Consider the following 23,479-nt stretch of genomic DNA (forward strand, 5'->3'; position numbering starts at 1 on the left):
TTCTCCTCCTTAAAAATGCAACATATGTCCTAGTTTTTCGTATTTTGTGCGCAAATAGCGCTCATTATGGCGTTTGGCTGGCATTTGTAGCGGCACACGCTCTACCACTTCTAAGCCGTATCCTTTCAATCCGGTAATTTTCCGCGGATTGTTCGTCAACAAACGCATTTTTGTCACACCTAAATCTTTTAAAATTTGCGCCCCAATGCCATAGTCGCGCAAGTCTGGCGCAAAACCTAATTTTTCGTTCGCTTCCACCGTATCGTATCCTTGTTCTTGCAGTTTATAGGCACGCAATTTATTTAACAAGCCGATGCCGCGTCCTTCTTGACGCATATATAACAATACCCCTCGACCTTCTTCTTCAATTTGTGCGAGCGCTGCATGAAGTTGCGGACCGCAATCGCAACGATGAGAGCCGAACACGTCACCTGTTAAACATTCGGAGTGGACACGTACGAGCACAGGTTCATCTGGGATGATTTCCCCTTTCACGATGGCAATATGTTCTTTCCCATCTAACGTATTTGAATATCCGATCACTTTAAATTCACCAAAGTCCGTTGGCAACGTAATTTCCACTTCGCGTTTGACGAGCTTTTCTTTTCGATTGCGATAAGCGATTAAATCTTTAATCGTAATCATTTTCATATCGAATTGTTCCGCGATTTTCTTTAAATCAGGCACGCGCGCCATTGTTCCGTCATCTTTTATAATTTCGCAAATAACGCCTGCTGGCTTTGCCCCGCAAAGACGGGCTAAATCGACCGCAGCTTCCGTATGTCCGGCGCGACGCAATACCCCACCTTTTTTCGCAACAAGCGGGAAAATATGACCTGGTCGTTTAAAATCGCTTGCTTTCGCTTCAGGGTTGAGCATTTCTTGAATAGTCAACGAGCGTTCAAATGCGCTAATGCCTGTTGTTGTCGCTTTATGGTCAATGCTGACGGTAAACGCTGTGCCATGCGCATCTGTATTATGATTAACCATCGGCGCTAAATCGAGCCGATCAGCCAACTCTTCCGTGATGGGCACGCACACAAGACCGCGCCCGTGTGTAATCATAAAGTTAATGACTTCCGGCGTTGCTTTTTCCGCAAGCGCTACAAAATCCCCTTCATTTTCACGATCTTCATCATCGCAAACGATAATAATTTTTCCTTGCATTAAATCGTAAATCGCTTCTTCAATCGTATGAAACATGGCGCTCACTCCTTATATCCGTGCTCTTGTAAAAATTGCATCGTCAATCCTTCACGCTTTCCACCAACGAACTGTTCAACATATTTTCCAATGATGTCACATTCAATATTGACAATATCGCCAACTTTTTTTGCTCCTAAAATCGTCGCTTCACGCGTATGGGGAATGAGCGAAATTGTAAACGTTCGGTCCGTTAAACCGAAAATCGTTAAGCTTGTGCCATCGACAGCAACTGATCCTTTTAAAATCATATATTTACGTAAATGGCTTGGCACCTCAATATCATAATAAACAGCGTTTGCGACAGGCTGTTTACGAACGATGCGTCCAATGCCATCAACATGCCCCGAAACGAAGTGCCCACCAAAACGACCGTTTGCTGCCATTGCGCGCTCTAAATTGACTTTCGCTCCTACTGTAAGCGTTCGAAGCGATGTTGCTCGCACCGTTTCAGGCATGACATCGACAGTAAACAAGCGATCTGTAAATGACGTCACAGTTAAACAAACGCCATTGACAGCAATGCTGTCACCGAGCTGCACGTCTTGTAACACTTTTTGTGCCCCGATCGTGAAGACGATCGCTTCCCCTGTTTGTTTCATTTGTTGAATCGTGCCGATTTCTTCAATAATTCCTGTAAACATCGCGATCATCCTTTAGCAACGATTTTTATATCTGGTCCGATCCTTTCGACATGTTTCACTTGTAAACGAAGCGCATCCATCATTCGTCCAAACCCTTCTCCACCAATGGCAGAAGGAGCTTCATTCCCCCCAATCAACATCGGTGCGATATACGCAATCACTTGTTGAACGGAATGAGAATGTAGAAAACTACCATGCACATGCGCTCCACCTTCAACAAATATGGACATGACGTTCCGTTTGCCAAGTTCATGTAAAAGTGATGGAATATCAATTTTATTTTCATTCATACGAATGATGTGTACGCCGGCATGTTCGTATGGCTTCATTTGCTCCTCTGTCACATGTTGGCCGACGACGATCCATGTTGGCGCCTTTTGATCTGTGACGACATTCGCGTGAAGCGGTGTACGTAAATGTGTATCGAGAACGATTCGAATTGGTTGCTTTCCTTCATACCCAAAACGAACGGTTAAACTTGGATCATCTGCTAAAATTGTGCCGACACCAACAACGATCGCATCGTGCATACGTCGCTCTCGATGCACGTCACGCCGCGCATCTTCCGACGTAATCCACTTGCTTTCGCCCGTTTTTGTTGCAATTTTCCCATCTAAGCTCATCGCATACTTTAACGTCACATACGGCGTTTTTGTTGAAATATAATGAAAAAACATTTCGTTTAACGCATCCGCCTCTTCTTTCAACACTCCGACGGTGACGTCAATTCCTGCTCGCTTTAATTTTTCAATGCCTTTTCCTGCCACGAGCGGATTTGGGTCCGTCGTCGCCACAACGACGCGCTTCACCTTTTTTTCAATTAACAAATCAGCACAAGGGGGCGTTTTTCCGTAATGGCTGCATGGTTCAAGCGTCACATAAACGGTTGCTCCTTCCGCTTTCTCGCCCGCCATGCGCAAAGCGTGTACTTCTGCATGTGGCTCTCCTGCTTTTAAGTGTGCACCAAAGCCGACAATTTCACCATGTTTTACAACAACAGCCCCAACAAGCGGGTTCGGTGACGTTTGTCCGCGAGCTGATTGCGCTAATTGTAATGCGAAACGCATATATTGTTCGTCCATCTCGCACCACCTTTCTTTATAAAAGATAAAAACCCTAGGAACGACGTCCTAGGGCAAGATGTATGTAAAGATCGCCTTTTTTGCATAGCAAAAATAACCCATCGCCAAGCTTATTTTTTCAATAAGTGACGTGAGTTTTGGCAATCCTTCTCCCATCCAGACTATACTGTCGGCTCCGGAATCGCACCGGATCATGCCTTAACGGCTCGCGGGCTGAGAAACATCTGTTTCATTACCGCCGGTCGGGAATTTCACCCTGCCCCGAAGGATGCGTTTATTCCATTTTTATTCATTATAGCACAATAAAACGAAATGTCTATTACTTTGCAATAAACAGCCAATACATTGCTCCCCAAACGAAACTAACGAGTAAAAGGATGAAAAATAATACCCAGTTTTTTTTCATCGCTTCATCGTCCCTTTTATTGTTCGTCCCACACCTTTACTTCTTTCATGACATCACCATTTTTCATCGCCTTTACAACATCCATTCCAGCGGTGACTTGACCGAATACGGTATGCACACCATCTAAATGCGGCTGCGGCTCATGGCAAATGAAAAACTGGCAACTTCCTGTATCACGTCCGCGATGCGCCATCGATATCGCACCTTCGATATGTTTATGCGGATTGTTATCTGTTTCACACGGAATCGTATAACCTGCATCGCCTGTTCCGTTTCCAATCGGGCAGCCACCTTGACTTACAAATCGCTTAATGACGCGATGAAACGTCAGCCCGTTATAAAATCCTTCATTCGCTAGTTTTTCAAAATTCGCAACCGTTATTGGCGCTTCATTTGGGAATAGTTCAAACTCCACTTTTCCGCCGTTTTCCGTTAAGATATATCCTTTTTTCTTCATGAAACTTTTCCACCTTTCTATCGTAAAAACAAACGTAACTTCATTTTACTATATTTCACTTCTATGTTCACGCAAATGTTTGTACAATAGTATGGAAGATGTTGAAGGAGGTTATGAAATGAAGAAGTGGTTTACGATATTTATTTTATTGTTGTTTATGATCCCATCGGTTAGTTTCGCTGATGCGATTGAAGGGGACGTCATTATTACGCTCGGGGAAAATTTAACAGAACAGCAAAAACAACAAATATTAAAAGAAATGAATGCGCCAGACAACGCTGAAATCATTACGGTTACAAATGCAGAAGAGCATAAATATCTCGGCGGCATTATTCCAAAAGGACAAATTGGGACGAAGGCTATTTCATCCTCAAAAATTACGATTGGGGCACCTGGTTCGGGGTTGCAAGTCGAAACGAATAACATTAACTGGGTAACCAAAGAAATGTATATGAATGCGCTCATTACTGCTGGAGTAAAAGATGCAGTCATTTACATTACTGCACCGTTTCCTGTATCAGGGACAGCTGCGTTAACAGGGTTAATGAAAGCGTACGAACTTTCATCAAATGAGGCGATCCCGGATGAAGTGAAAAAAGTAGCGAACGAGGAAATGGTGAAAACAGCACAGCTTGGCGAATCAATCGGAAACGATAAAGCGGTCGCGTTGCTGGCGAAAATTAAAGAAGAAATAGCGAAAAATCCACCGCAAACAGATGCAGATATGCGTACGCTCATTGAGCGGATCGCCCAAGAGCTTGGCATTACGTTAACAGAAGACGAGATAAACAGTTTACTTTCTTTATTTAACAAAATGAAAAATGTGAACATCGACTGGAATCAAGTGAACGAACAGCTTGCTCAAGCGAAAGACAAGCTATCTGCTTTTTTACAAACAGAAGAAGGTCGAACGTTTATTCAGCGCATTGTTGATATTTTACGAGAAATATGGAATGCCCTTCGCGGAGCATTTGGAGCATAACGCCTACCTATGCATAAACGAGCAATAACCGAGGTGAAGACCTCGGTTATTTTTTTACTTTCGTCTTAAGTGGCAAATCGAGTCTAATTAAATCTTCATACGTTTCACGCTTCACAACAAGCTGTGCTTCACCGTCTTCAACAAATACGACCGCCGGACGCGGAATGCGATTGTAGTTATTTGCCATCGCATAGCCGTAAGCTCCCGTACAAAAAACAGCTAAATAATCGCCCGGTTGCGCTTTCGGAAGCGGTAAATCCCAAATGAGCATATCGCCTGACTCACAACATTTCCCTGCAATCGCCACGACTTCTTCACAATGGTCATGCATCCGATTCGCTAGCACTGCTTCATATTTCGCTTCATATAGCGCAGGTCGAATGTTGTCGCTCATTCCCCCATCTACCGCAACATATTGACGAACGTTTGGCACCTCTTTACGCGAGCCAATCGTATAAATCGTTGTTCCAGCATCACCGACAAGCGAACGCCCCGGCTCAATCCAAATTTCTGGGAATGGTAAATGAAATGAGGCTACGTTCCGTTTCACTTCTTCAATAATTTGTTCGACGTACTGTTCCGGTGCGAGCGGATCATCTTCTTTCGTGTACCGAATGCCAAAACCGCCGCCAAGATTGACAACTTGCGCAGTGAAATGATGCGTATCACGCCATATAGCAAGCTTTTCAAATAATTTTTTCGTCGCAAGAACAAAACCTGTCGCATCAAAAATTTGCGAACCGATATGACAATGAATGCCAAGCACATGAATATAGGAAGAAGCGAGCGCACGCTGTAACGCTTCATCTGCTTGTCCGTTATGCAAATCAAATCCAAATTTTGAATCTTCTTGCCCTGTTAAAATATAGTCGTGCGTATGGGCCTCAATGCCTGGTGTGACACGTAATAAAATCGGCATCGTATATTTATGAGTGCGACAAAGTTGTTGCAACATCTCTAACTCATAAAAATTATCGACGACAACACAACCGATTTTTGCTTCAATCGCCATTTGTAACTCTTCTTCGCTTTTATTGTTGCCGTGAAAATGAATGCGTTCGACCGGAAATCCAGCAGCTAACGCGGTGTACAGCTCACCGCCCGAGACGACATCGAGAGATAATCCTTCTTGTTCCATTAATTGCACGATCGCTATTGTCGAAAACGCTTTGCTTGCATACGCGACTTGCGCACGTACACGATGTTTATCAAACATACGCTTAAACGCCCGAGCACGCTCGCGAATAAGGGCAACATCATAAATGTAGAGTGGGGTTCCGTATAGATGAGCTAAGTCAATCGTATCTACGCCGCCAATTTCTAAATGACCCCGTTCGTTTATTCCCATCGTTCCGTGCATAATTATACATCCTCCTGATGATTCCGAAATAATTAAAGAAAACGTACCATAAATTTTGGTACGTTTCAACCTTTTTATGTCGATTGTTTTTGTTTATTTTGCGGATGTACGATGCTTGGGCGAATCGATGAACCAGCCACAGATCGTCGTACAATAATTTGCATAAATGCCCCGGGATCAAAGGGAATAAACGGCCATAAATATGGAGTATTCAACGAGCGAATGTTCGCAAGGAAAAGTAAAAACCCCGTAACGCCAATCATAAATCCTGGGACGCCAAACAACGCAATGACCACTAAAAATAAAAGACGGAAAATTTTATTTGCAATGCTTAGTTCATAGCTCGGTGTCGCAAAAGAACCGATCGCAGCAATAGACACATATAAAATCACTTCCGGCACAAACAGCCCGACGTCAATAGCGATTTGTCCAATTAACGCCGCCGCAATTAAGCCCATCGCTGTCGATAGTGGTGTTGGCGTATGGATTGCAGCCATACGCAAAAACTCAATACCAATATCAGCAATGAGAAGTTGCACAAAAATCGAGATATTTGTTTTTTCATTCGGACCGATATATGATAATTTTTCTGGCAATAACGAAGGGTCAAGGACAAATACAAACCAAAGCGGGAGTAAGAAAAGTGAAGCAAAGATGCCTAAAAACCGCACCCATCGTACAAACGTTCCTACAGCTGGCGATTGCCGATATTCTTCCGCATGTTGAACGTGATGGAAATACGTCGTTGGTGTAATAATAACGCTTGGCGACGTATCAACCATAATAATCACATGCCCTTCTAACAAATGAGTCGCTGCGACGTCAGGTCTTTCTGTATAACGAACGAGCGGATACGGGTTGTATCCTTGTTTCACTAAAAATTCTTCAATTGTTTTATCTGCCATCGTTAACCCATCAATTTTAATTTCGTTTAATTCCTTCTTAATGAGTTCAACAAGCCCCGGATCGGCGACATCTTGAATATAGGCGATACAAATGTCCGTTTTTGAACGCTCACCCACTTGCATCATCTCAAAGCGAAGCCGTTCATCACGAATGCGTCGGCGAGTGAGTGCTGTATTGACGACAATATTTTCTACATACCCATCGCGCGCCCCGCGCACCACTTTTTCTGTATCTGGTTCCTCAGGCGAACGTCCTGGATAACTGCGGACATCAACAGCAAACGCTTTCGTCTCTCCATCAATAAACAATAAAATTAAACCCGTCAACAAAAAGTCGACCGCCTCATCTAAACTTTTTACTGGATTCACTTGTTGATGAACGAGACGGTTTTCAATAATTTCAGGCAACTTTACTGATTGTCTCTCGTGATCGTTCACTTGAACAAGCATTTCAAGTAACTCGATAATATATTGTGTATCACAAAGACCGTTACAATAATATAAATGAACATCTGTTTTTAAAATGTTTAGTTTACGGACACCTAAATCGAAGCTCGTGCCAACCCCGATCGCATCTTTGAAAAATTGCTCGTTTTCATTCAACTTCGGGGAAATCGGTGTGTAACTTTCTGGTTTCATCACGTTTACTCCTTTCAAGAATATATTCAATCGCTTTGCGTGTAATCGGGCAACCGTGGCGAATATCATCACGACGTCTCATTTTTCCAATATCTCCAATTCCGACAACAATCGGGATAGATAATTCATCTAAACAATATACTGTATCACCATTCACTCGACCGAATTCCCACTCAGCAATTCCTTCTTTATCGACACCGTATGTTGTGAAGTTCCCATCATAATCGATGCAAATATTTACTTTCGTCCACTCTTGATTGTTCGTATCAGACGCCACCGCTATCGCTCCGAGCACATCAATTTGTTCATGTGTTGCAACATAGCGAAGCGCTTGTTCTCCCGCCCCTTCACCGATAATGCCACTATCATCAAACATAACAAAAACAGGGTCATACGGCGTCTGCAAAATAAGTTCAACAAGCTGTTTTCCTGTCAACCGCGATGGGTTGCCTTGCGATTGGCTAATGCAACGAGCACCAAGTTTTTTCGCTAACCATTCAAGGGCACGTTGCACATGTTGATCTCCGTCTGTCACTAAAATAACTTTCCTTTTTTTCATTTCATCCGTCCTCTCGGCTTACAAACAACAGCGGTCACCCAAGCTATAGCGATCGGAAAAGAAAGAAAAAAAACGATATTTGTAAAGTCCCCTGTTTTCACCGCTTGTATACAAGAAGCACCAACGTGAACAAGCGTCATCTCGATCCCCGCATGCGCCAGTGATTGCATAGGGTCGTATAAACTTGTTGCTTCGAGCGCCACGCCAATAAGCAAAAATATTGTCACTAGGCGAGTGAGTGACCATTTTATAAGCAATAATTGCCCGATAAGCGATAACATACCGCCAATGATAAATGCGTATACGTACTCCATCTTCACGTCACCGCTTCAATCGCAATCGCATGAGCGATCGCCGGAATCGTTTGATTTTGCTTCATCATCGTACTATTAAATAATGCTCCTGTCGCAACAACGAGCATCGTCTTTATTTTTCTCTCTCTCATTTTCTCAAGAAAATAACTGTACGTTACAACAGCACAACATGCACATCCGCTTCCACCTGCAAATGCTTGTTGTTCCGTATCGTAAATAAGCACACCACAGTCATCGTATCTCTCACTTAAGTTCATGCCTGCATCATAGCATAACGACTTTAATTCACTACTCCCAACTTTTCCTAAATCCCCTGTGATAATCACATCATACGCTTCGATCGAAAGCCCACAGTCTATCAAATGTTGCCTAATCGTTGCAAATGCTGCTGGTGCCATCGCTCGTCCCATATCGAGCGGATCCGTCACACCGCTATCGATCACGCGTCCGATCGTTGCCGTGCGAATCCGAAATGGCGAACGTGTCGTACTTAATAGCGCTGCTGCTCCTCCTGTTACAGTCCACGATGCGCTTTCCCCCTTTTGAACGCCAATTGTCGTCGGGAAACGAAATTGACGTTCCGCTGCACCATAGTGACTGCTTGTTGCAACTAGCACACGATGGGCAAATGCACCATCAATGAACGTACTAGCCACAAGCATGGCTTCCGTCATCGTTGAACAAGCGCTAAATACTCCTAAAAATGGAATATGTAATTCACTTGCAACATAATTCGCGGTGACCGTTTGATTCAGTAAATCCCCTGCGATAAATAAATCGACATCGTGCGCTTGTACTTTTCCTTTCGTTAAACAAATCATAATCGCTTCTTTCATAAGTCGCCGTTCCGCGAGCTCCCAACTTTGTTCACCGCAATATAAATCGTCGTAAGCACGATCAAATGATGAGCCGAGCGGACCTTCGCGCTCTTTCGGTCCAACGACGGTACCGCTCGATTCGATGTAAATGTTTTTCTCAAATACAATCGTTTGCTCTCCTATTTTTTTCATCGAACCCCCCCCTTACAAAAACAACGCTGCAACGTATGATGCGACAACTAATGTGACAAGGACACTCCCGCCAACAGAAAGCATATGTTCTGCTACTCCCTCATTGCGATACTCAAGAGCGCTAGCACTCCATATGTTTGCTAGACTCATCATCGGTACAATCATTCCCGCCCCTGCAAATTGTGTCAATCGGCGATAAAATCGGATTGGCGTAAATATCGCAGCACATACCATCAACGTCCCGTTCATCCAGCGAACGGCTTCCGCTTCACCCATATGAAACAATATGATGTACATATCGCGAAGCGCTTGGGCAACGACCGCAATGAATCCACCGACTAAAAAAGCTTTCAACATACGCCTCCTCCTAGCGATCAACGAAATATATCCAATGGAAAAGAGATCCTGCGACTTTACCAAACACCATCGCCATGAGTAACATGACAATTTGTTCATCGATACCAAGCCGTTTTGCTAAAATCGGAAACACATTTAACACTTCCGTTAATGCCGCAGCAAGCATACCGACGAACACACCGCTCAATAAACCAATGACACTTGTCACAATTGGCGGAAAAGAAAGCAACGGATCGCGCAAGCTAACCCAGCTACTTACAACCGCACCAAGTACAACACCCCATTCATACGTCGCAATCCATTTCATCGTTTTTGTGAGTTGGGTCAAGCGTGGAATAACACCGAGAACAGTTAAAAATGCAACAAAACCAGAACCGACAGCTAGCCCTCCTGCCAATCCAACAAAAGCTACAACAAACTCACGAATCATCATCCATTCGCCTCATCGCCTCTTTATTTTCATGCATAATGACATATTGATCGAGCGATTGTTGGTATTGAAACATCTCAACTTCAAGCGGGCTCGGTTCTTCGTTAATTCGCTTTTTAAAAAAGTGATTAAAAAATAAAATCATGCCAAGTCCAAGCCCGAGCGAATACGGAATTTGAAACCATAACGGTTTTTCTACTTCTTTCCCTGTAATTACCCGATACAGCCGTTGTTGTACTTGCTGCATGCTCACATCTTCGTGAAAGTTCATAATCGCAAGACCGGAGCCAATGAATAGAAGAAGCCATACGATCGGGACGTACAAATACCCCCATCGCTTTTTCTCACAAACGACTTCAACGATCGTTTGCGACGGTCCAAGTGATTGAATATCGTCTTGAGGAACAACGTTCATTAACGCTTTCATCACATGCATCACATCGATAATGACAATGTTGCGATCTTTTTTCTGCACCGTATAAATAGGAGTTTGTACAATATCATCGATTCGTTTTGTTGCGACAACTTGTGCCACATCCCCTACCCGAATCGTTGCATTCGGCTTCACTTGAATACGATGACGCATTTTCAAAAAAATCGTTTCTTTCATACTGACACCTTGCCTCCATCGTTGTACTAGTAGTATGAGATATGATCGTTATGTATATGCATGAAAGCCCGAACGGACTTATTCATCCATTCGGGCTTTCATTTGTTGCAATATTTTCTTCTCTAAACGAGACACTTGTACTTGAGAGATGCCTAATCTAGCTGCCACTTCTGATTGGGTTTGGTCTTTATAATAGCGCAAGTAGACGATGAGTCGCTCTCGTTCATCTAGCTCTTCCATTGCCTTTTTTAATGCGATTTTGTCAAACCAAACGTCTTGCTCGTCCGCAATTTGATCAAGCAACGTAATCGGATCACCGTCGTTTTCGTACACCGTTTCATGAATGGACGTCGGTGAACGAACAGCTTCTTGAGCTAGCACAACATCCTCGGGTGAAATTTGCAAAAACTGTGCAATTTCATTCACCGTTGGGACGCGACCGTTTTGTTTCGACAATTCGTCTTTTGCCTTTCTAATTTTATTGCCAATTTCTTTTAATGAACGGCTCACTTTGACGGACCCATCATCGCGAATGAATCGTTGAATTTCCCCAAGAATCATCGGTACCGCATACGTTGAAAATTTGACGTCGTAAGATAAATCAAATTTATCGACCGATTTCATTAAACCGATGCAACCGATTTGAAACAAATCTTCAGGCTCGTATCCGCGGTTTAAAAACCGCTGCACAACCGACCAAACAAGCCGCATATTTTTTTCAATAATCTCATCGCGCGCTTGCTGGTCACCTTGCTGGCTCCTCCGAATCAATTCTTTGATCTCATGGTCTTTGACAGCTTGTACCTCGACATCCATAGGCACGTCTCCCTTAATTACATAGCGCTTTGCTTTTCGTTAAATGCTTAATCAGCTCCACCGTTGTTCCTTCATTCACTTTTGAGTAAATGTTTACTTCATCCATGAAATTTTCCATAATCGTAAACCCCATGCCAGAACGCTCGAGCTCTGGCTTTGCCGTAAATAACGGCTGTCGCGCTTCTTCCACATTTTCAATCCCTTTTCCGTGGTCGCGAATCGTTAAATGAACCGTATGTCCTTCAATGATGACAGAAATGTAGACAACGCCGCTTGGATCATTTTCGTAGCCGTGAATAATCGCATTTGTTACAGCTTCGGATACGACTGTTTTAATTTCGGTTAACTCATCGAGCGTCGGATCGAGTTGCGCAACAAACGCTGCAACCGTCACACGAGCAAACGATTCATTTTGGCTGAGGGCGGAAAACTGAAGGTGCATTTCATTTCTCATTTACGCCACCCCCAACGTTTGTAATGCGTACTGTTCATTCACTTCTAAACGAATAATTTTAAACAGCCCTGACATATCAAATAAACGCTTAATGGAAGGAGAAACGGAACAAACAACCATCTCCCCACCCATGCGTTGTATTTGTTTATATCTTCCTAAAATAACACCTAATCCTGAACTATCCATAAACGTTAACTCATTTAAGTTTAAAACGATTGCTTTTATTCGTTCTCGTTCTAATACATCCGTAATTTCTGCACGCAACTGTTCTGCTGTATGATGATCGAGCTCTCCAGCTAATCGTACGAGCAATACATGTTGTTTCACTTCTAATTGAATCGATAAACTCACGATCATTTCCTCCTTATCCTCTTGGGTTAAGGAAGAATTCGATTTGTTTATGCGTCAATCCTTCTTCCCGACAAAACTAGTCGCCATTCGCCCTGTTTCGTCAAGATGTGCGCGAGAATGAGTTAAACATTCGTTTAAACAACTCCCACATATTTGCTTCTTCCACTTGCTCTTTTGCTACTAAAGGACTTTTGGCAATCACCGCTCCATCTTTTTTCACAACGAGCGTACCGAGCACATCTCCTTTTTTTACGGGAGCTTTCGCTTTTTTATTCAACTTCCATGTCGTTTTTACTGCTTCAGATTTTTCCCCTTTTTTCAACAAAACAGAAATGGGCTCAGACGTCACAACGGCGACCGACTTTTTCTTTCCTTTACTGACAGGAAGCATGGTGATCGTTTCGCCTTTTTTATAAAGCGGTTTCGTTTCGTAATGACTAAACGCATAATCTAACATTTTCGTAATTTGTGCGTTTCTTGCCTTTGGTGTTGGCGCTCCAAACACAACAGCAATAACGCGCATATTCCCTCTTTTCGCTGTTGCAGTTAAACAATATTTCGCTTCGCTCGTATAACCTGTTTTTAATCCGTCAACACCCGGATAAAATTTCACAAGGCGATTTGTATTGACAAGCCAAAACTTTTTGTCCGTATTTTCTCGTAAATAATCTTCATACGTACCTGTGTATTTTGTAATTAAATCATATTTCAATAGTTCCTTTGCCATCACCGCCATATCGTACGCAGTGCTATAATGATTTTTCGCTGGTAAACCTGTCGTATTTTCAAATGCCGTATGTTTTAAACCAAGTTGCCTTGCTTTTTCGTTCATCATATGGACGAACGCTTCTTCTGATCCTGCAATTCGTTCCGCTAACGCAACGGACGCATCATTGCCCGATCCGATCGCAATACCTTTTAACAAATCGTCAACCGTCATTTCTTCTCCTGGTTCAAGAAAAATTTGCGAACCACCCATCGATGCAGCGTATTCACTTGCCCGCACTCGCTCGTCTATCTTCAACTTTCCTTGATCAATCGCTTCCATAATGAGAAGCATTGTCATAATTTTCGTCATGCTCGCTGGTGGAAGCGGCTCATGGGCATTTTTTTCATACAAAACAGCCCCTGTGTCTCTCTCAATTAAAATTGCTGATCGCGCCTCAGGTGCTAATTCAATTTTCGGCTGTTCCGCGCGCACAACGACGCTTGGAAGAAAAAGAAACGCGATAGCAAACATGCAAAAAAATCGCTTCATCTCCAACCCTCCATTTCTTTATACTTGCCATCCTTTCCATTTTTTATTTTTTTATACATAAAAAAACCTGAAGGAATGAATCCTTCAGGTTACGAAATTTTATCGTAAATTAATGTTGGTGCTTGCACAGGAGTTGCTGAAATGCGAATGTTTTCATATAGTTTTTGTTTTACATCATCCACTTGTTCACGGTTGCTGTAAATTGTAACGAGCGACTCACCTTTTTTCACCGCATCGCCGACTTTTTTGCGAAGCACGAGACCGACAGCTAAATCGATCGTTGATTCTTTCGTCGCTCGCCCTGCACCAAGCCACATCGCCGCCGTTCCGACCGCATCCGCGACAATTTCGGATACGTATCCATCTTCTTTCGCTTCTAGTTCAATAATATATTTTGCTTGCGGCAATTTGCTTGGGTCATCGACAACAGATGCATCGCCACCTTGTGCAGCTAAGAACGTTTTAAATGTTTGAAGGGCTGAACCGTCTTTCATCGCTTTTTCTAACATATGACGAGCTTCTTCAAGCGAAGATGCTTTTTCCGCTAAATATACCATGTGGCTACCAAGCACTAAGCACAGCTCTTGTAAATCTTCTGGACCTTCTCCTTTTAACGTATCAATCGCTTCTTTCACTTCAAGCGCATTTCCGATCGCATAACCGAGCGGCTGGCTCATATCAGAAATAATTGCCATCGTTTTACGCCCAACCCGATTTCCGATATCGACCATCGCTTTCGCTAATGCTTTTGCATCGTTTAAATCTTTCATAAACGCGCCCGCACCTGTTTTTACGTCAAGTACGATCGCATCTGCCCCTGCGGCAATTTTTTTGCTCATAATCGATGAGGCAATTAACGGAATGCTATTGACCGTTGCCGTCACATCACGAAGCGCATACAACTTTTTGTCCGCTGGCGTCAAATTACCAGACTGACCGACAACGGCAATTTTATTTTTATTCACAAGATCGATAAATTCATCGTTCGTAATTTCAACGTGAAAACCTGGCACCGATTCTAGTTTATCGATCGTTCCACCCGTATGTCCAAGGCCGCGCCCCGACATTTTCGCAACCGGAACACCGACAGAAGCAACAAGCGGACCTAAAACGAGAGTCGTCGTATCGCCTACCCCACCTGTTGAATGTTTATCAACTTTAATCCCTTCGATTTTCGAAAGATCAATCGTATCGCCCGAATGCACCATCGCCATCGTCAATTCCGCTGTCTCTTCTTCATTCATGCCGCGGAAAAAAATCGCCATCGCTAATGCGCTCATTTGATAATCAGGAATATCGCCTTTTGTGTAACCTTCAATAATAAACTGAATTTCTTCTTTCGTTAACGCATGACCATCACGTTTTTTCTCAATTAAATCGACCATTCTCATCGTCGTTCACCTTCTCGTTTAATTTTTCGCCATGTTGCGTACGATCGCCTTCACAAATCGTAAAAAGTCGGCTTTTACTTTTTCCGTCGTTTCGATTACTTCATCATGTGTGAGTGGCTGATCTAAAATACCTGCAGCCATATTCGAAATACACGAAATACCGAGCACTTCCATTCCAGCATGGCGAGCAACGATCACTTCAGGCACCGTTGACATACCAACAGCATCGCCACCCATGACACGAATCATACGAATTTCTGCCGGCGTTTCATACGCTGGACCCGTATTGGCGACATACACACCTTCGCGCACACGTAAACCGATGTCGTTTGCTACATCTTTGGCAAGTTGACGAAGTCGTTTACTATATGCTTCCGACATGTCTGGGAAGCGCACCCCAAGTGCAGAATCATTCGGACCGATAAGCGGATTGCCGCCCATGTTATTAATATGATCTGAAATAATCATTAAATCGCCCGGTTCAAACGATTCATTTACACCACCTGCCGCGTTCGTAACAACGAGCTGTTCGACGCCGAGTGCCTTCATGACACGGACCGGAAACGTGACTTTATCAAAGCTGTATCCTTCGTAATAATGGAAGCGCCCTTGCATAACGACAACTGTTGCCCCTTCTAACTGACCGTATACGAGCTGACCGGCATGCCCTTCAACCGTCGATACAGGGAAATTCGGAATGTCGCTGTACGGAATTTTAATGGCTTGTTCAATCTCATCGGCCAACACACCTAAGCCAGAGCCAAGAATTAAGCCGATTTGCGGTGAAGTTGGAAACTTTTCTTTTAAAAATTGTGCCGCTTGTTCAATAGCTGCTCGATTCATTTGTTCACGCTCCTTATTTCAACTCTTGTAAAAAACTTGTTCCGTATTTTGGCATCTTCACACCGAAGTTTTCTGCAATCGTTGCACCTACATCTGCAAACGTTTCACGCAATGGAAGTTGTTTACCTCCGTTCATGCTTGGGCTATACACAAGAAGCGGTACGTATTCGCGCGTATGATCTGTGCCGTGATGAACAGGGTCGTTTCCATGGTCTGCTGTAATGATTAATAAATCGTCTTCTTTTAAACGTTCAAACACTTCCGGCAAACGTGCATCGAACTCTTCTAACGCATCACCATATCCCTTCGGGTCGCGACGGTGACCGTATAGTGCATCAAAATCAACAAGATTCAAAAAGCTGAGTCCTGTAAAGTTCATTTGTAACGTATCAACTAATTTGTCCATTCCGTCCATGTTTGATTTTGTGCGCAACGTTTGTGTCACACCTTCGTTATCGTAAATGTCAGCAATTTTTCCGATCGCAATGACATCGTACCCAGCATCTTGCAGTTCGTTCATCACTGTCCGTCCGAACGGTTTTAACGCATAATCGTGACGATTCGCTGTCCGTTGGAAGCTTCCTGGCTTCCCGATAAATGGACGAGCAATGACGCGACCGACCATATATTTTTCATCAAGCGTCAATTCACGCGCAATTTTACAAATGCGATATAGTTCTTCTAATGGAATGACTTCTTCATGCGCTGCAATTTGTAACACTGAATCAGCTGACGTATATACAATAAGCGCACCTGTTTCCATATGTTCAGGGCCGAGCTCATCAATAATCGCTGTGCCACTTGCTGGTTTATTGCCGATCACTTTTCTTCCTGTTCGTTTTTCTAATTCCTCAATTAACTCGTTTGGAAATCCGTCAGGAAATACTTGAAACGGTGTATCGATACGAAGACCCATTAACTCCCAATGACCTGTCATCGTATCTTTTCCCGCGGACGCTTCTTGCATTTTCGTAAAATACGCGAGCGGCTTCTCTGCTTTTGGAATCCCTTCGATTTCGCGAATGTTGCTTAAGCCTAACTTCGCCATGTTCGGCATATGCAAACCTCCGCGATGTTGTGCAATATGCCCAAGCGTATCCGCGCCTTTATCGTTATATTTTTCAGCATCTGGCGCTTCGCCAATTCCAACTGAATCCATCACAATTAAAAATACACGTTTATATGTAGGTTTCACCGTTTTACCTCCTCAATCGCTTCACTCATTTCATAGCATGCTCACTATGAAACAAAATCACGCATTGTTCCTATTTGTCAGAAGTCTGACAACTAAATTATAAAACGTTTTCATAATGAATTGCAATAAAAAAACTGTGACAAATTATCGTCACAGTTACGCTCGTGGATGAAACTGTTTGTATACATCTTTTAAACGCGTTTTCGTTACGTGCGTATAAATTTGCGTTGTAGAAATATCCGCATGTCCGAGCATTTCTTGTACGGCGCGCAAATCGGCCCCATTTTCTAATAAATGAGTCGCAAACGAATGGCGCAACGTATGAGGAGTTAATTGTTTTTGAATGTTCGCTTCTTGAGCGAGTCGCTTTAAAATTTTCCAGCATCCTTGTCGTGTTAAACGCTCACCATGATGATTTAAAAACAACGCGTCTGTCGTGCCCTTTTTTCTTTGTAACAGTTCTGGTCGACCTTGCTCTATATACCGCTTTAATGCTTCTGTCGCCATTTTCCCGATTGGAACGATGCGCTCTTTTCGACCTTTTCCGTAACAACGAATGAATCCCATCGTCAAATGAACGTCAGATATGTTCAATTGAATGAGCTCGCTTACACGAATACCTGTCGCATATAAAAGTTCTAACATCGCCTTATCGCGAATGCTAAACGGTGTGTTTTGTTTCGGTGCCTCGAGTAAAGCCTCAACTTCCGCCATCGATAACACGTTAGGCAATTTTCGTGGCAGTTGCGGCGTCTCGATATGAACGGTCGGATCTTGATCAACCGCTTTTTCACGCAATAAAAATTGATGAAACGATCGAACAGATGCTAGATGACGGGCAATCGTTTTCGGCGAGCTTCCTTTTTCTTTTAAAAACTTTAAAAATTGCATAATATGAAAACGGGTTACATCGTTCCAATGACATAGTTGTTCGACTTTTTGTAAATATTGAACGTATTTTTTTAAGTCACGCTCATATGATACGATCGTGTTATGTGCTAAATTGCGCTCAACAATTAAATAGTGAATAAAATCTTTTACTTGATCTTCCACGCGCACCCTACTCCCCGTTTTGATAGAAAAGCAATAGCCGATCGAGCCAATGTGTTTCTTGCTGCTCCATTGTCGATACTTTCACTGCTGATCCCATCGGCTCATCGTAGCGACGATAATAGTTATATTCTTCACTCATCCATACAATACTATAATAAAATAAAATCGTACATCCCGTAAATAAAAGAAAAACCTTTAATACATCCACGATTGTTCTCATGGCATACCTCCGTTAACTGTCATATAGTAAGAGGATATGCCTGTTTCATTGCATTTTATACATAAGTGAAAAAACCTTTTCATAGCCGAAAAGGTTTTACTGCTCCTCATGCTTATCTTGACAACGATGACAGATGCCGTGAAACGTCAAGCGGTGATCTTTAATTTTAAAATTCCAATCTCGTTCCACAATCGCCTCGACATCTTCTAATAAATCTTCTTGAATTTCATCGACCGCGCCACATTCAATGCACACTAAATGATGGTGAAAGTGCGCCGCACCTTCTTTACGAAGATCGTAGCGGGAAACGCCATCCCCGAAGTTAATTTTATCGACAATTTTCAACTCTGTTAATAACTCCAACGTGCGATATACAGTAGCTAACCCAATCTCAGGCGCTTTTTCTTTCACGAGGAGGTAAACATCTTCCGCGCTTAAATGATCTTCTTCATGTTCGAGCAACACCCGTACTGTCGCTTCACGTTGCGGCGTTAATTTATAGCTTGCTGCATGCAGTTGTTTTTTTATTCGGTCAAGCCGACTTTCCATTTCCTTTCCCTCCCTCGTTACTCATTCTCATTATAACAAAAGAAAGGAACGTGTCAAAATAAAATGATTACAAATTGATAAATAAAATGATTATTAAATAATAATTATTTTTCTATCCATTGCACAACTTCTTTCATGAGCAACGGGGATACATATGCCTCAAGAGAAGAGGCTAACGCTAAAGCGATACTAAACGATAACATAACAAACGTATAGCGAAGCATCGCACGAAAAATTGGTTCATGTGTTCGCTTCACAAATTGGTGACGAATCATTTTTAAAGAAAATGAAATGGATACAGCCGCCATCACAATAAAGATCGGAACGAGAATGATATTTTGCGGAACGACAGATACGAAAGCTAGCAAAAATCCGTTCCAACCCATTTGGCTGACTAAAAACCCAACTGTAAATCCAACAACGAGGCCTTTTAAAAATAATAAAATTAAAATAAGTGGTAGCCCCACAAGCGACATAGCTAAAATCCACATCAAGCCGATATATTTCAAATTTTGCAAAAAACTTTCTTTCCATACATCATGTGCACTCGCCATGTTTCCTGCAGAAACTTGTCCAAAAAAATTCGTTAAATAATAATATAAATCTTCTTTTTGGCTAAAGCTTAAGCTATTGACGACAATAGCACCAAAAATAATGCCCATCACAAAAAGAACGACGGTGAATACATATGTCGTATAATGTTCTTGTACGTGTTGCCCCCATGTTGTCGTCCATGATCGTTTTCTCATCGCCCCATCCCCCTACACGCTCTGTTACTACATTGTATGGGAAAAGGGGCGTGATATGACAAAAAGCGGTCGCGATGACCGCTTTACATATGCAATTGCCAATATAAAAGAGCGTAAATCGTTTTTGCATCGTAAATTTGTTTGTCTTCAACCATTTTCAACGCTTCTTCTAACGTGACTTCGAGTACATCCACAAACTCGTCGTCATCGAGCATTTGCTTTTCGCTTTTTTTCGTCAGTCCTTTCGCAAGGAATATATGTACTAACTCATCTGCAAACCCAGGCGATGTGTAAAAAGAGTGAAGCGGCTCCATTTTTTCACATACATATCCTGTTTCTTCTTCTAGCTCACGCTTGGCCGTTTCAAGCGGTGCCTCCCCTTTCTCGAGCTTCCCTGCTGGAATTTCCACCAGCACCCGCTCTAGCGCTTTTCGATATTGACGAACGAGCACGATTTTATTTTCTTCCGTTATCGCAAGTACCGCAACTGCTCCAGGATGCTTGACAATTTCACGCTTGCTCGTTTCTCCATTTGGCAATAATACATCTTCAACATACACATCAATCACTTTTCCGGAAAAAATACGCTGTTGATTCATCGTTTTTTCATATAAATGATCCATTATTTCACCACCATGTCATCGTTTCATATCGATTGTACTACATCTACGAAGACAAATGGAAAACTTATTCGTTATAATGTTAAAAAAGGAGGGAGCACATGAAAAAACGGAAACTCGGACATTCGAACTTATATGTAAGTGAAATTGGCTTCGGTTGCATGTCGCTTGGAACTTCGGAGGGCGAAGCGATTCGCATCATTCATGAAGCGATCGACAAAGGGGTCAACTACTTCGATACAGCCGATTTATATGATCGTGGAGTGAATGAAGAAATCGTTGGAAAAGCGTTAAAAGGAAAGCGCCACGATGTCATCATTGCAACAAAAGTAGGAAATCGTTGGACAGAACAAGGAAGCCGTTGGACGTGGGACCCGTCAAAAGCATACATAAAAGAAGCTGTGAAACATAGCTTGCGACGATTACAAACCGATTATATTGATGTATATCAATTACATGGTGGGACAATTGATGATCCGATTGATGAAACAATTGAGGCGTTTGAGGAATTGCAACAAGAAGGCGTGATTCGTTATTACGGCATTTCCTCCATGCGCCCAAACGTCATTCGCGAATACGTCAAACGCTCGCGCATCGTTTCTGTTATGATGCCATATAGTTTGCTCGATCGCCGTGCTGAAGAATGGTTTCCGCTTTTGAAACAACATCACATTAGCGTCATTGCACGCGGGCCGCTAGCGAAAGGATTATTGACTGAACGTCCACTTGACCAAGCAAGCGAAGAAATAAAACAAAACGGCTATGTCGATTATTTATTCGATGAATTAGTCACACTTATTCCAAAACTAAAAGCCGTTGCTCCAAATGAAACCCTAACGGCGATTGCTCTTCGTTTTTGTTTAGCGCACGAAGTCGTCGCAACAGTTGTTCCAGGCGCAAGCCGATTGACACAGCTCATCGAAAACGTCGCTGCTCAATCAGTCACATTGAGCGATGAACAAGTGGCTTTATTAAAACAGCTAACAAAACAAACGATATTCACCGATCATCGGTAACCGAGGGGGGCGCCCTCGGTTATTTGAATTTTCGCCAATCTAAGTCACTTTCTTCTAACCATTCGGCAAACGTTTTATTTTTTTCACGTTTACGAGCTTCTTCTTTACGCTTTGCTTCCTCTTCTTCTTTTCGCTTTTGTTCTTTTTCTTGTAGTTGCTTTTGTTTTTGTTTTAGCTGTTCGATCAATTGCTCATTTAATCGATCTTTTAGCATAAACATCCCCTTCTTTTTTCAAACTAACTGTGAACAACTATAAAGGAGTGAGCTCTCATGGCAACAAATAAAAGCCAAAAAGGAAAACCAACAGCCGATACCGTTCGTCCTGTGATCGCAAAGGAAGAATTAGAAAAAGCAATTCATCCGACGAAACGGCAAAACTCTCCACAATAAGAAGGGGGATTCGTCCCCCTATAAAATATCTGTAATATGTGGCATATGTTGCTCAATCCATGCAAGCGCTTCATCTAGTTGAACGAACGACTGTGTTTCGAACGTCATTTCATCTTGCAAAAGCCAAACGTCGCGTTCGTCGTTTGAAAATCCTGCAACGGACCAATGAAGTAAACTATACGGATGGTTGTTGTACAAAAACGACACCCATGTTTTTTCTTTTACGATTTTTCGGAGACGATTTACTTGATCGTTCACAACTATCACTCTTTCTATGTCATTTACATATACATCCTTATTTTAACTCAATGTCGGAAAATAAGAAAAGAGCTCTCGCAAAAGAGACCTCTTTTCATTATCGCTTCTTTCATTGTTGTTTCGGCATTCGACGACGATAAACAACGTAACTTCGGCTTAAATAACGAAACGGCATACTAAATATATGAACTAATCGCGTAAATGGCCAAACAACGAAAATACATAAAGCGGAGACGATATGAATTTTAAACCAAATCGGTACGCTTTCCATATACGTTGGATCAGCACGAAACGTTAAAACGGTGCGAAACCAAGGGCTGATCGTTGTGCGATAATCAAATTCATTAGCATTGACGTTCAGCGATGTAGAAGCAAAACCCGTTAACATGACGATCGCTAACAAAATGAGAACGAGCCAATCTGCTTTACTGCTTGTTAGGCGAATGCGTTTAACGGTTAAACGACGTTGAATAAGAATCGCTAAACCAACAATAGAAACAATCCCTGCCGGAAGCCCGAACGCAATCGCCATCGTATGATACGTATGTTCAGAAATGCCAATTGCATCATAGACCGATTTTGGAATAAGAATACCCATCACATGACCGATAAAAACGAAGACGATTCCCCAATGAAATAAAATACTTCCGAGTCGCAACGATTTTTTTTCAAGAAACTCGCTCGATTTTGTCGTCCAACCAAACTGATCGTGCTGATAGCGATAAATATGTCCGCCAATAAAAATCGTCAAAACGATGTAAGGGAAGTATCCCCAAAGGAATTGTTCGAGCAATTACGACACGCTCCCTTCCGCAAGTTTACGCACACCGATTTCTTCAAGTGCCATAAGTAACACATCGAATAAAATGGCGTAATAACTTTCAGCTGCAATGAGCTGTTCACGAATGTGAGATATATGATTGAAATATTTTTGCATGAGCGACTGAACATGAACACGTTCAGCTTGAGACGCAAATTCAAGCATAAGTGGCAAGTAGTCCGGCAATTCCCTCTCTGTTATGTCAAAACCCGCGGATTTGTACAGTTGCTTCAATTGTAACAATTCGATTCCACGTTCTCTTTGTTCGCCCGTGCTCATATATGTGACGTATAAATTTGTTTTTTTGCCAAAATCAAACGTATACACATATGTTTCAATCCATGACGTTTCATCCGTTTGTTTTACATAATCAATAAATTTTTGTATGTTTTGCACAATAGGGCGATGCGGAATTTGTTGACTAAACATTGCACAATCATCAAGTTGGTCACGCCATTGTCGATCTGGGTACGATAACAAATACGAAACGATTTCAAACACCGTTTGTACATGAGCATAATCCATTCAAATTCTCCC

At 42.5% G+C, this 23,479-nt stretch carries 30 protein-coding genes and 1 riboswitch; of the genes, 2 read left to right on the plus strand and 28 right to left on the minus strand.

Annotated elements, in window-relative coordinates:
* Positions 1 to 9: 9 nt before the first annotated feature.
* The 4 genes from BO219_RS05200 to BO219_RS05215 all read right to left on the minus strand — a co-directional run bounded on the left by BO219_RS05200 (position 10) and on the right by BO219_RS05215 (position 3,792).
* Positions 10 to 1,203 (minus strand): bifunctional 3,4-dihydroxy-2-butanone-4-phosphate synthase/GTP cyclohydrolase II, encoded by a 1,194-nt coding sequence (locus BO219_RS05200; protein WP_004889735.1) that lies wholly within the window; start codon positions 1,201 to 1,203, stop codon positions 10 to 12.
* A 5-nt stretch (positions 1,204 to 1,208) separates the two neighbouring features.
* Entirely contained in the window at positions 1,209 to 1,847 is a 639-nt protein-coding gene (gene ribE, locus BO219_RS05205; RefSeq protein ID WP_035019552.1) for a riboflavin synthase, read from the minus strand.
* A gap of 5 nt (positions 1,848 to 1,852) precedes the next feature.
* On the minus strand, positions 1,853 to 2,929 hold the full coding sequence (gene ribD / locus BO219_RS05210; RefSeq protein WP_077428663.1) for a bifunctional diaminohydroxyphosphoribosylaminopyrimidine deaminase/5-amino-6-(5-phosphoribosylamino)uracil reductase RibD: 1,077 nt from the start codon (positions 2,927 to 2,929) through the stop codon (positions 1,853 to 1,855).
* 140 nt (positions 2,930 to 3,069) lie between these two features.
* A riboswitch (FMN riboswitch) is annotated at positions 3,070 to 3,202 on the minus strand.
* Between the two features lie 149 nt (positions 3,203 to 3,351).
* On the minus strand, positions 3,352 to 3,792 hold the full coding sequence (locus tag BO219_RS05215; RefSeq protein ID WP_077428664.1) for a peptidylprolyl isomerase: 441 nt from the start codon (positions 3,790 to 3,792) through the stop codon (positions 3,352 to 3,354).
* 118 nt (positions 3,793 to 3,910) lie between these two features.
* On the opposite strand from BO219_RS05215, the gene BO219_RS05220 reads away from it, so the two are divergent.
* Complete coding sequence (locus tag BO219_RS05220; protein ID WP_077428665.1) at positions 3,911 to 4,774, plus strand: DUF1002 domain-containing protein; 864 nt, start codon at positions 3,911 to 3,913, stop codon at positions 4,772 to 4,774.
* Positions 4,775 to 4,820: 46 nt separating this feature from the next.
* Here the strand turns inward: BO219_RS05220 and lysA are convergent, their stop codons facing one another.
* From lysA to BO219_RS05320, 20 genes are all read right to left on the minus strand, one after another.
* Positions 4,821 to 6,140 (minus strand): diaminopimelate decarboxylase, encoded by a 1,320-nt coding sequence (gene lysA / locus BO219_RS05225; protein ID WP_129000975.1) that lies wholly within the window; start codon positions 6,138 to 6,140, stop codon positions 4,821 to 4,823.
* 68 nt (positions 6,141 to 6,208) lie between these two features.
* Entirely contained in the window at positions 6,209 to 7,678 is a 1,470-nt protein-coding gene (locus BO219_RS05230) for a spore germination protein (RefSeq protein ID WP_077428667.1), read from the minus strand.
* A complete protein-coding gene (spoVAEA, locus tag BO219_RS05235; RefSeq protein WP_077428668.1) occupies positions 7,635 to 8,237 on the minus strand; it encodes a stage V sporulation protein SpoVABEA in 603 nt (200 codons plus the stop codon). Before spoVAEA ends, BO219_RS05230 begins: the two co-directional genes overlap by 44 nt.
* Positions 8,234 to 8,551 carry a SpoVA/SpoVAEb family sporulation membrane protein gene (locus BO219_RS05240; RefSeq protein ID WP_035019535.1) on the minus strand — a complete coding sequence of 106 codons (318 nt, stop codon included), beginning with the start codon at positions 8,549 to 8,551 and terminating at the stop codon, positions 8,234 to 8,236. The genes spoVAEA and BO219_RS05240 overlap by 4 nt, the downstream gene beginning before the upstream one ends.
* 2 nt (positions 8,552 to 8,553) lie before the next feature.
* Positions 8,554 to 9,561: a stage V sporulation protein AD gene (gene spoVAD / locus BO219_RS05245; protein WP_077428669.1), complete on the minus strand. Its 1,008-nt coding sequence runs from the start codon at positions 9,559 to 9,561 to the stop codon at positions 8,554 to 8,556.
* Between the two features lie 12 nt (positions 9,562 to 9,573).
* Positions 9,574 to 9,918 (minus strand): SpoVA/SpoVAEb family sporulation membrane protein, encoded by a 345-nt coding sequence (locus BO219_RS05250; protein WP_077428670.1) that lies wholly within the window; start codon positions 9,916 to 9,918, stop codon positions 9,574 to 9,576.
* Between the two features lie 10 nt (positions 9,919 to 9,928).
* Positions 9,929 to 10,348, minus strand: coding sequence for a stage V sporulation protein AB (locus tag BO219_RS05255; RefSeq protein WP_041638177.1), 420 nt, complete (start codon positions 10,346 to 10,348; stop codon positions 9,929 to 9,931).
* The gene (locus BO219_RS05260; protein ID WP_077428671.1) at positions 10,338 to 10,958 is read right to left on the minus strand and encodes a stage V sporulation protein AA; all 621 of its coding nucleotides are present in this window, start codon (positions 10,956 to 10,958) and stop codon (positions 10,338 to 10,340) included. Before BO219_RS05260 ends, BO219_RS05255 begins: the two co-directional genes overlap by 11 nt.
* Before the next feature lie 78 nt (positions 10,959 to 11,036).
* Complete coding sequence (gene sigF, locus BO219_RS05265; protein ID WP_004889712.1) at positions 11,037 to 11,774, minus strand: RNA polymerase sporulation sigma factor SigF; 738 nt, start codon at positions 11,772 to 11,774, stop codon at positions 11,037 to 11,039.
* Positions 11,775 to 11,787: 13 nt separating this feature from the next.
* A complete protein-coding gene (gene spoIIAB, locus BO219_RS05270) occupies positions 11,788 to 12,228 on the minus strand; it encodes an anti-sigma F factor (protein ID WP_077428672.1) in 441 nt (146 codons plus the stop codon).
* Positions 12,229 to 12,579, minus strand: coding sequence for an anti-sigma F factor antagonist (spoIIAA, locus tag BO219_RS05275; protein ID WP_035018571.1), 351 nt, complete (start codon positions 12,577 to 12,579; stop codon positions 12,229 to 12,231).
* A gap of 100 nt (positions 12,580 to 12,679) precedes the next feature.
* Positions 12,680 to 13,837: a D-alanyl-D-alanine carboxypeptidase family protein gene (locus tag BO219_RS05280; RefSeq protein WP_077428673.1), complete on the minus strand. Its 1,158-nt coding sequence runs from the start codon at positions 13,835 to 13,837 to the stop codon at positions 12,680 to 12,682.
* A gap of 89 nt (positions 13,838 to 13,926) precedes the next feature.
* A complete protein-coding gene (locus BO219_RS05285) occupies positions 13,927 to 15,228 on the minus strand; it encodes a pyrimidine-nucleoside phosphorylase (RefSeq protein WP_077428674.1) in 1,302 nt (433 codons plus the stop codon).
* 18 nt (positions 15,229 to 15,246) lie between these two features.
* Positions 15,247 to 16,071, minus strand: a complete 825-nt coding sequence (locus BO219_RS05290) for a purine-nucleoside phosphorylase (protein WP_077428675.1) — start codon at positions 16,069 to 16,071, stop codon at positions 15,247 to 15,249.
* A 13-nt stretch (positions 16,072 to 16,084) separates the two neighbouring features.
* On the minus strand, positions 16,085 to 17,266 hold the full coding sequence (deoB, locus tag BO219_RS05295) for a phosphopentomutase (RefSeq protein WP_077428676.1): 1,182 nt from the start codon (positions 17,264 to 17,266) through the stop codon (positions 16,085 to 16,087).
* Positions 17,267 to 17,422: 156 nt separating this feature from the next.
* Complete coding sequence (xerD, locus tag BO219_RS05300; RefSeq protein ID WP_004889699.1) at positions 17,423 to 18,319, minus strand: site-specific tyrosine recombinase XerD; 897 nt, start codon at positions 18,317 to 18,319, stop codon at positions 17,423 to 17,425.
* 7 nt (positions 18,320 to 18,326) lie between these two features.
* On the minus strand, positions 18,327 to 18,539 hold the full coding sequence (locus tag BO219_RS05305) for a YqzK family protein (RefSeq protein ID WP_077428677.1): 213 nt from the start codon (positions 18,537 to 18,539) through the stop codon (positions 18,327 to 18,329).
* A 96-nt stretch (positions 18,540 to 18,635) separates the two neighbouring features.
* Positions 18,636 to 19,088: a ferric iron uptake transcriptional regulator gene (gene fur / locus BO219_RS05310; RefSeq protein WP_004889697.1), complete on the minus strand. Its 453-nt coding sequence runs from the start codon at positions 19,086 to 19,088 to the stop codon at positions 18,636 to 18,638.
* Between the two features lie 104 nt (positions 19,089 to 19,192).
* Positions 19,193 to 19,837 carry a stage II sporulation protein M gene (gene spoIIM, locus BO219_RS05315; protein WP_004889696.1) on the minus strand — a complete coding sequence of 215 codons (645 nt, stop codon included), beginning with the start codon at positions 19,835 to 19,837 and terminating at the stop codon, positions 19,193 to 19,195.
* A gap of 83 nt (positions 19,838 to 19,920) precedes the next feature.
* Complete coding sequence (locus BO219_RS05320) at positions 19,921 to 20,460, minus strand: NUDIX hydrolase (RefSeq protein ID WP_006318175.1); 540 nt, start codon at positions 20,458 to 20,460, stop codon at positions 19,921 to 19,923.
* A 98-nt stretch (positions 20,461 to 20,558) separates the two neighbouring features.
* Between BO219_RS05320 and BO219_RS05325 the strand changes: the two genes are divergently transcribed.
* A complete protein-coding gene (locus BO219_RS05325) occupies positions 20,559 to 21,473 on the plus strand; it encodes an aldo/keto reductase (protein ID WP_077428678.1) in 915 nt (304 codons plus the stop codon).
* 19 nt (positions 21,474 to 21,492) lie between these two features.
* Here the strand turns inward: BO219_RS05325 and BO219_RS05330 are convergent, their stop codons facing one another.
* The 4 genes from BO219_RS05330 to narJ all read right to left on the minus strand — a co-directional run bounded on the left by BO219_RS05330 (position 21,493) and on the right by narJ (position 23,467).
* Entirely contained in the window at positions 21,493 to 21,693 is a 201-nt protein-coding gene (locus BO219_RS05330; protein ID WP_006318172.1) for a DUF3886 domain-containing protein, read from the minus strand.
* Positions 21,694 to 21,882: 189 nt separating this feature from the next.
* Positions 21,883 to 22,122, minus strand: coding sequence for a YqkC family protein (locus BO219_RS05335; RefSeq protein ID WP_009373834.1), 240 nt, complete (start codon positions 22,120 to 22,122; stop codon positions 21,883 to 21,885).
* A 109-nt stretch (positions 22,123 to 22,231) separates the two neighbouring features.
* On the minus strand, positions 22,232 to 22,915 hold the full coding sequence (gene narI, locus BO219_RS05340; RefSeq protein ID WP_077428679.1) for a respiratory nitrate reductase subunit gamma: 684 nt from the start codon (positions 22,913 to 22,915) through the stop codon (positions 22,232 to 22,234).
* Positions 22,916 to 23,467, minus strand: a complete 552-nt coding sequence (gene narJ, locus BO219_RS05345) for a nitrate reductase molybdenum cofactor assembly chaperone (protein WP_077428680.1) — start codon at positions 23,465 to 23,467, stop codon at positions 22,916 to 22,918.
* Positions 23,468 to 23,479: the final 12 nt, after the last annotated feature.

Source organism: Anoxybacillus kestanbolensis (assembly GCF_001996285.1).
In the GTDB taxonomy this organism is placed as follows: domain Bacteria; phylum Bacillota; class Bacilli; order Bacillales; family Anoxybacillaceae; genus Anoxybacillus; species Anoxybacillus kestanbolensis_A.

Excerpts from the sequence above, each read along its gene's own strand:
- BO219_RS05255 (WP_041638177.1), bottom strand. The coding sequence starts at position 10,348 with ATGATTCGTGAGTTTGTTGTAGCTTTTGTTGGATTGGCAGGAGGGCTA.
- spoIIM (WP_004889696.1), bottom strand. The coding sequence starts at position 19,837 with ATGAGAAAACGATCATGGACGACAACATGGGGGCAACACGTACAAGAA.
- sigF (WP_004889712.1), bottom strand. The coding sequence starts at position 11,774 with ATGGATGTCGAGGTACAAGCTGTCAAAGACCATGAGATCAAAGAATTG.
- BO219_RS05280 (WP_077428673.1), bottom strand. The coding sequence starts at position 13,837 with ATGAAGCGATTTTTTTGCATGTTTGCTATCGCGTTTCTTTTTCTTCCA.
- BO219_RS05215 (WP_077428664.1), bottom strand. The coding sequence starts at position 3,792 with ATGAAGAAAAAAGGATATATCTTAACGGAAAACGGCGGAAAAGTGGAG.
- spoVAEA (WP_077428668.1), bottom strand. The coding sequence starts at position 8,237 with ATGAAAAAAAGGAAAGTTATTTTAGTGACAGACGGAGATCAACATGTG.
- BO219_RS05230 (WP_077428667.1), bottom strand. The coding sequence starts at position 7,678 with ATGAAACCAGAAAGTTACACACCGATTTCCCCGAAGTTGAATGAAAAC.
- ribE (WP_035019552.1), bottom strand. The coding sequence starts at position 1,847 with ATGTTTACAGGAATTATTGAAGAAATCGGCACGATTCAACAAATGAAA.
- BO219_RS05330 (WP_006318172.1), bottom strand. The coding sequence starts at position 21,693 with ATGTTTATGCTAAAAGATCGATTAAATGAGCAATTGATCGAACAGCTA.
- spoVAD (WP_077428669.1), bottom strand. The coding sequence starts at position 9,561 with ATGAAAAAAATAGGAGAGCAAACGATTGTATTTGAGAAAAACATTTAC.
- BO219_RS05290 (WP_077428675.1), bottom strand. The coding sequence starts at position 16,071 with ATGAATCGAGCAGCTATTGAACAAGCGGCACAATTTTTAAAAGAAAAG.
- BO219_RS05320 (WP_006318175.1), bottom strand. The coding sequence starts at position 20,460 with ATGGATCATTTATATGAAAAAACGATGAATCAACAGCGTATTTTTTCC.
- narJ (WP_077428680.1), bottom strand. The coding sequence starts at position 23,467 with ATGGATTATGCTCATGTACAAACGGTGTTTGAAATCGTTTCGTATTTG.
- spoIIAB (WP_077428672.1), bottom strand. The coding sequence starts at position 12,228 with ATGAGAAATGAAATGCACCTTCAGTTTTCCGCCCTCAGCCAAAATGAA.
- BO219_RS05325 (WP_077428678.1), top strand. The coding sequence starts at position 20,559 with ATGAAAAAACGGAAACTCGGACATTCGAACTTATATGTAAGTGAAATT.
- BO219_RS05285 (WP_077428674.1), bottom strand. The coding sequence starts at position 15,228 with ATGAGAATGGTCGATTTAATTGAGAAAAAACGTGATGGTCATGCGTTA.
- BO219_RS05305 (WP_077428677.1), bottom strand. The coding sequence starts at position 18,539 with ATGAGAACAATCGTGGATGTATTAAAGGTTTTTCTTTTATTTACGGGA.
- BO219_RS05260 (WP_077428671.1), bottom strand. The coding sequence starts at position 10,958 with ATGAAAGAAACGATTTTTTTGAAAATGCGTCATCGTATTCAAGTGAAG.
- BO219_RS05250 (WP_077428670.1), bottom strand. The coding sequence starts at position 9,918 with ATGTTGAAAGCTTTTTTAGTCGGTGGATTCATTGCGGTCGTTGCCCAA.
- BO219_RS05200 (WP_004889735.1), bottom strand. The coding sequence starts at position 1,203 with ATGTTTCATACGATTGAAGAAGCGATTTACGATTTAATGCAAGGAAAA.
- BO219_RS05220 (WP_077428665.1), top strand. The coding sequence starts at position 3,911 with ATGAAGAAGTGGTTTACGATATTTATTTTATTGTTGTTTATGATCCCA.
- BO219_RS05240 (WP_035019535.1), bottom strand. The coding sequence starts at position 8,551 with ATGGAGTACGTATACGCATTTATCATTGGCGGTATGTTATCGCTTATC.
- fur (WP_004889697.1), bottom strand. The coding sequence starts at position 19,088 with ATGGAAAGTCGGCTTGACCGAATAAAAAAACAACTGCATGCAGCAAGC.
- ribD (WP_077428663.1), bottom strand. The coding sequence starts at position 2,929 with ATGGACGAACAATATATGCGTTTCGCATTACAATTAGCGCAATCAGCT.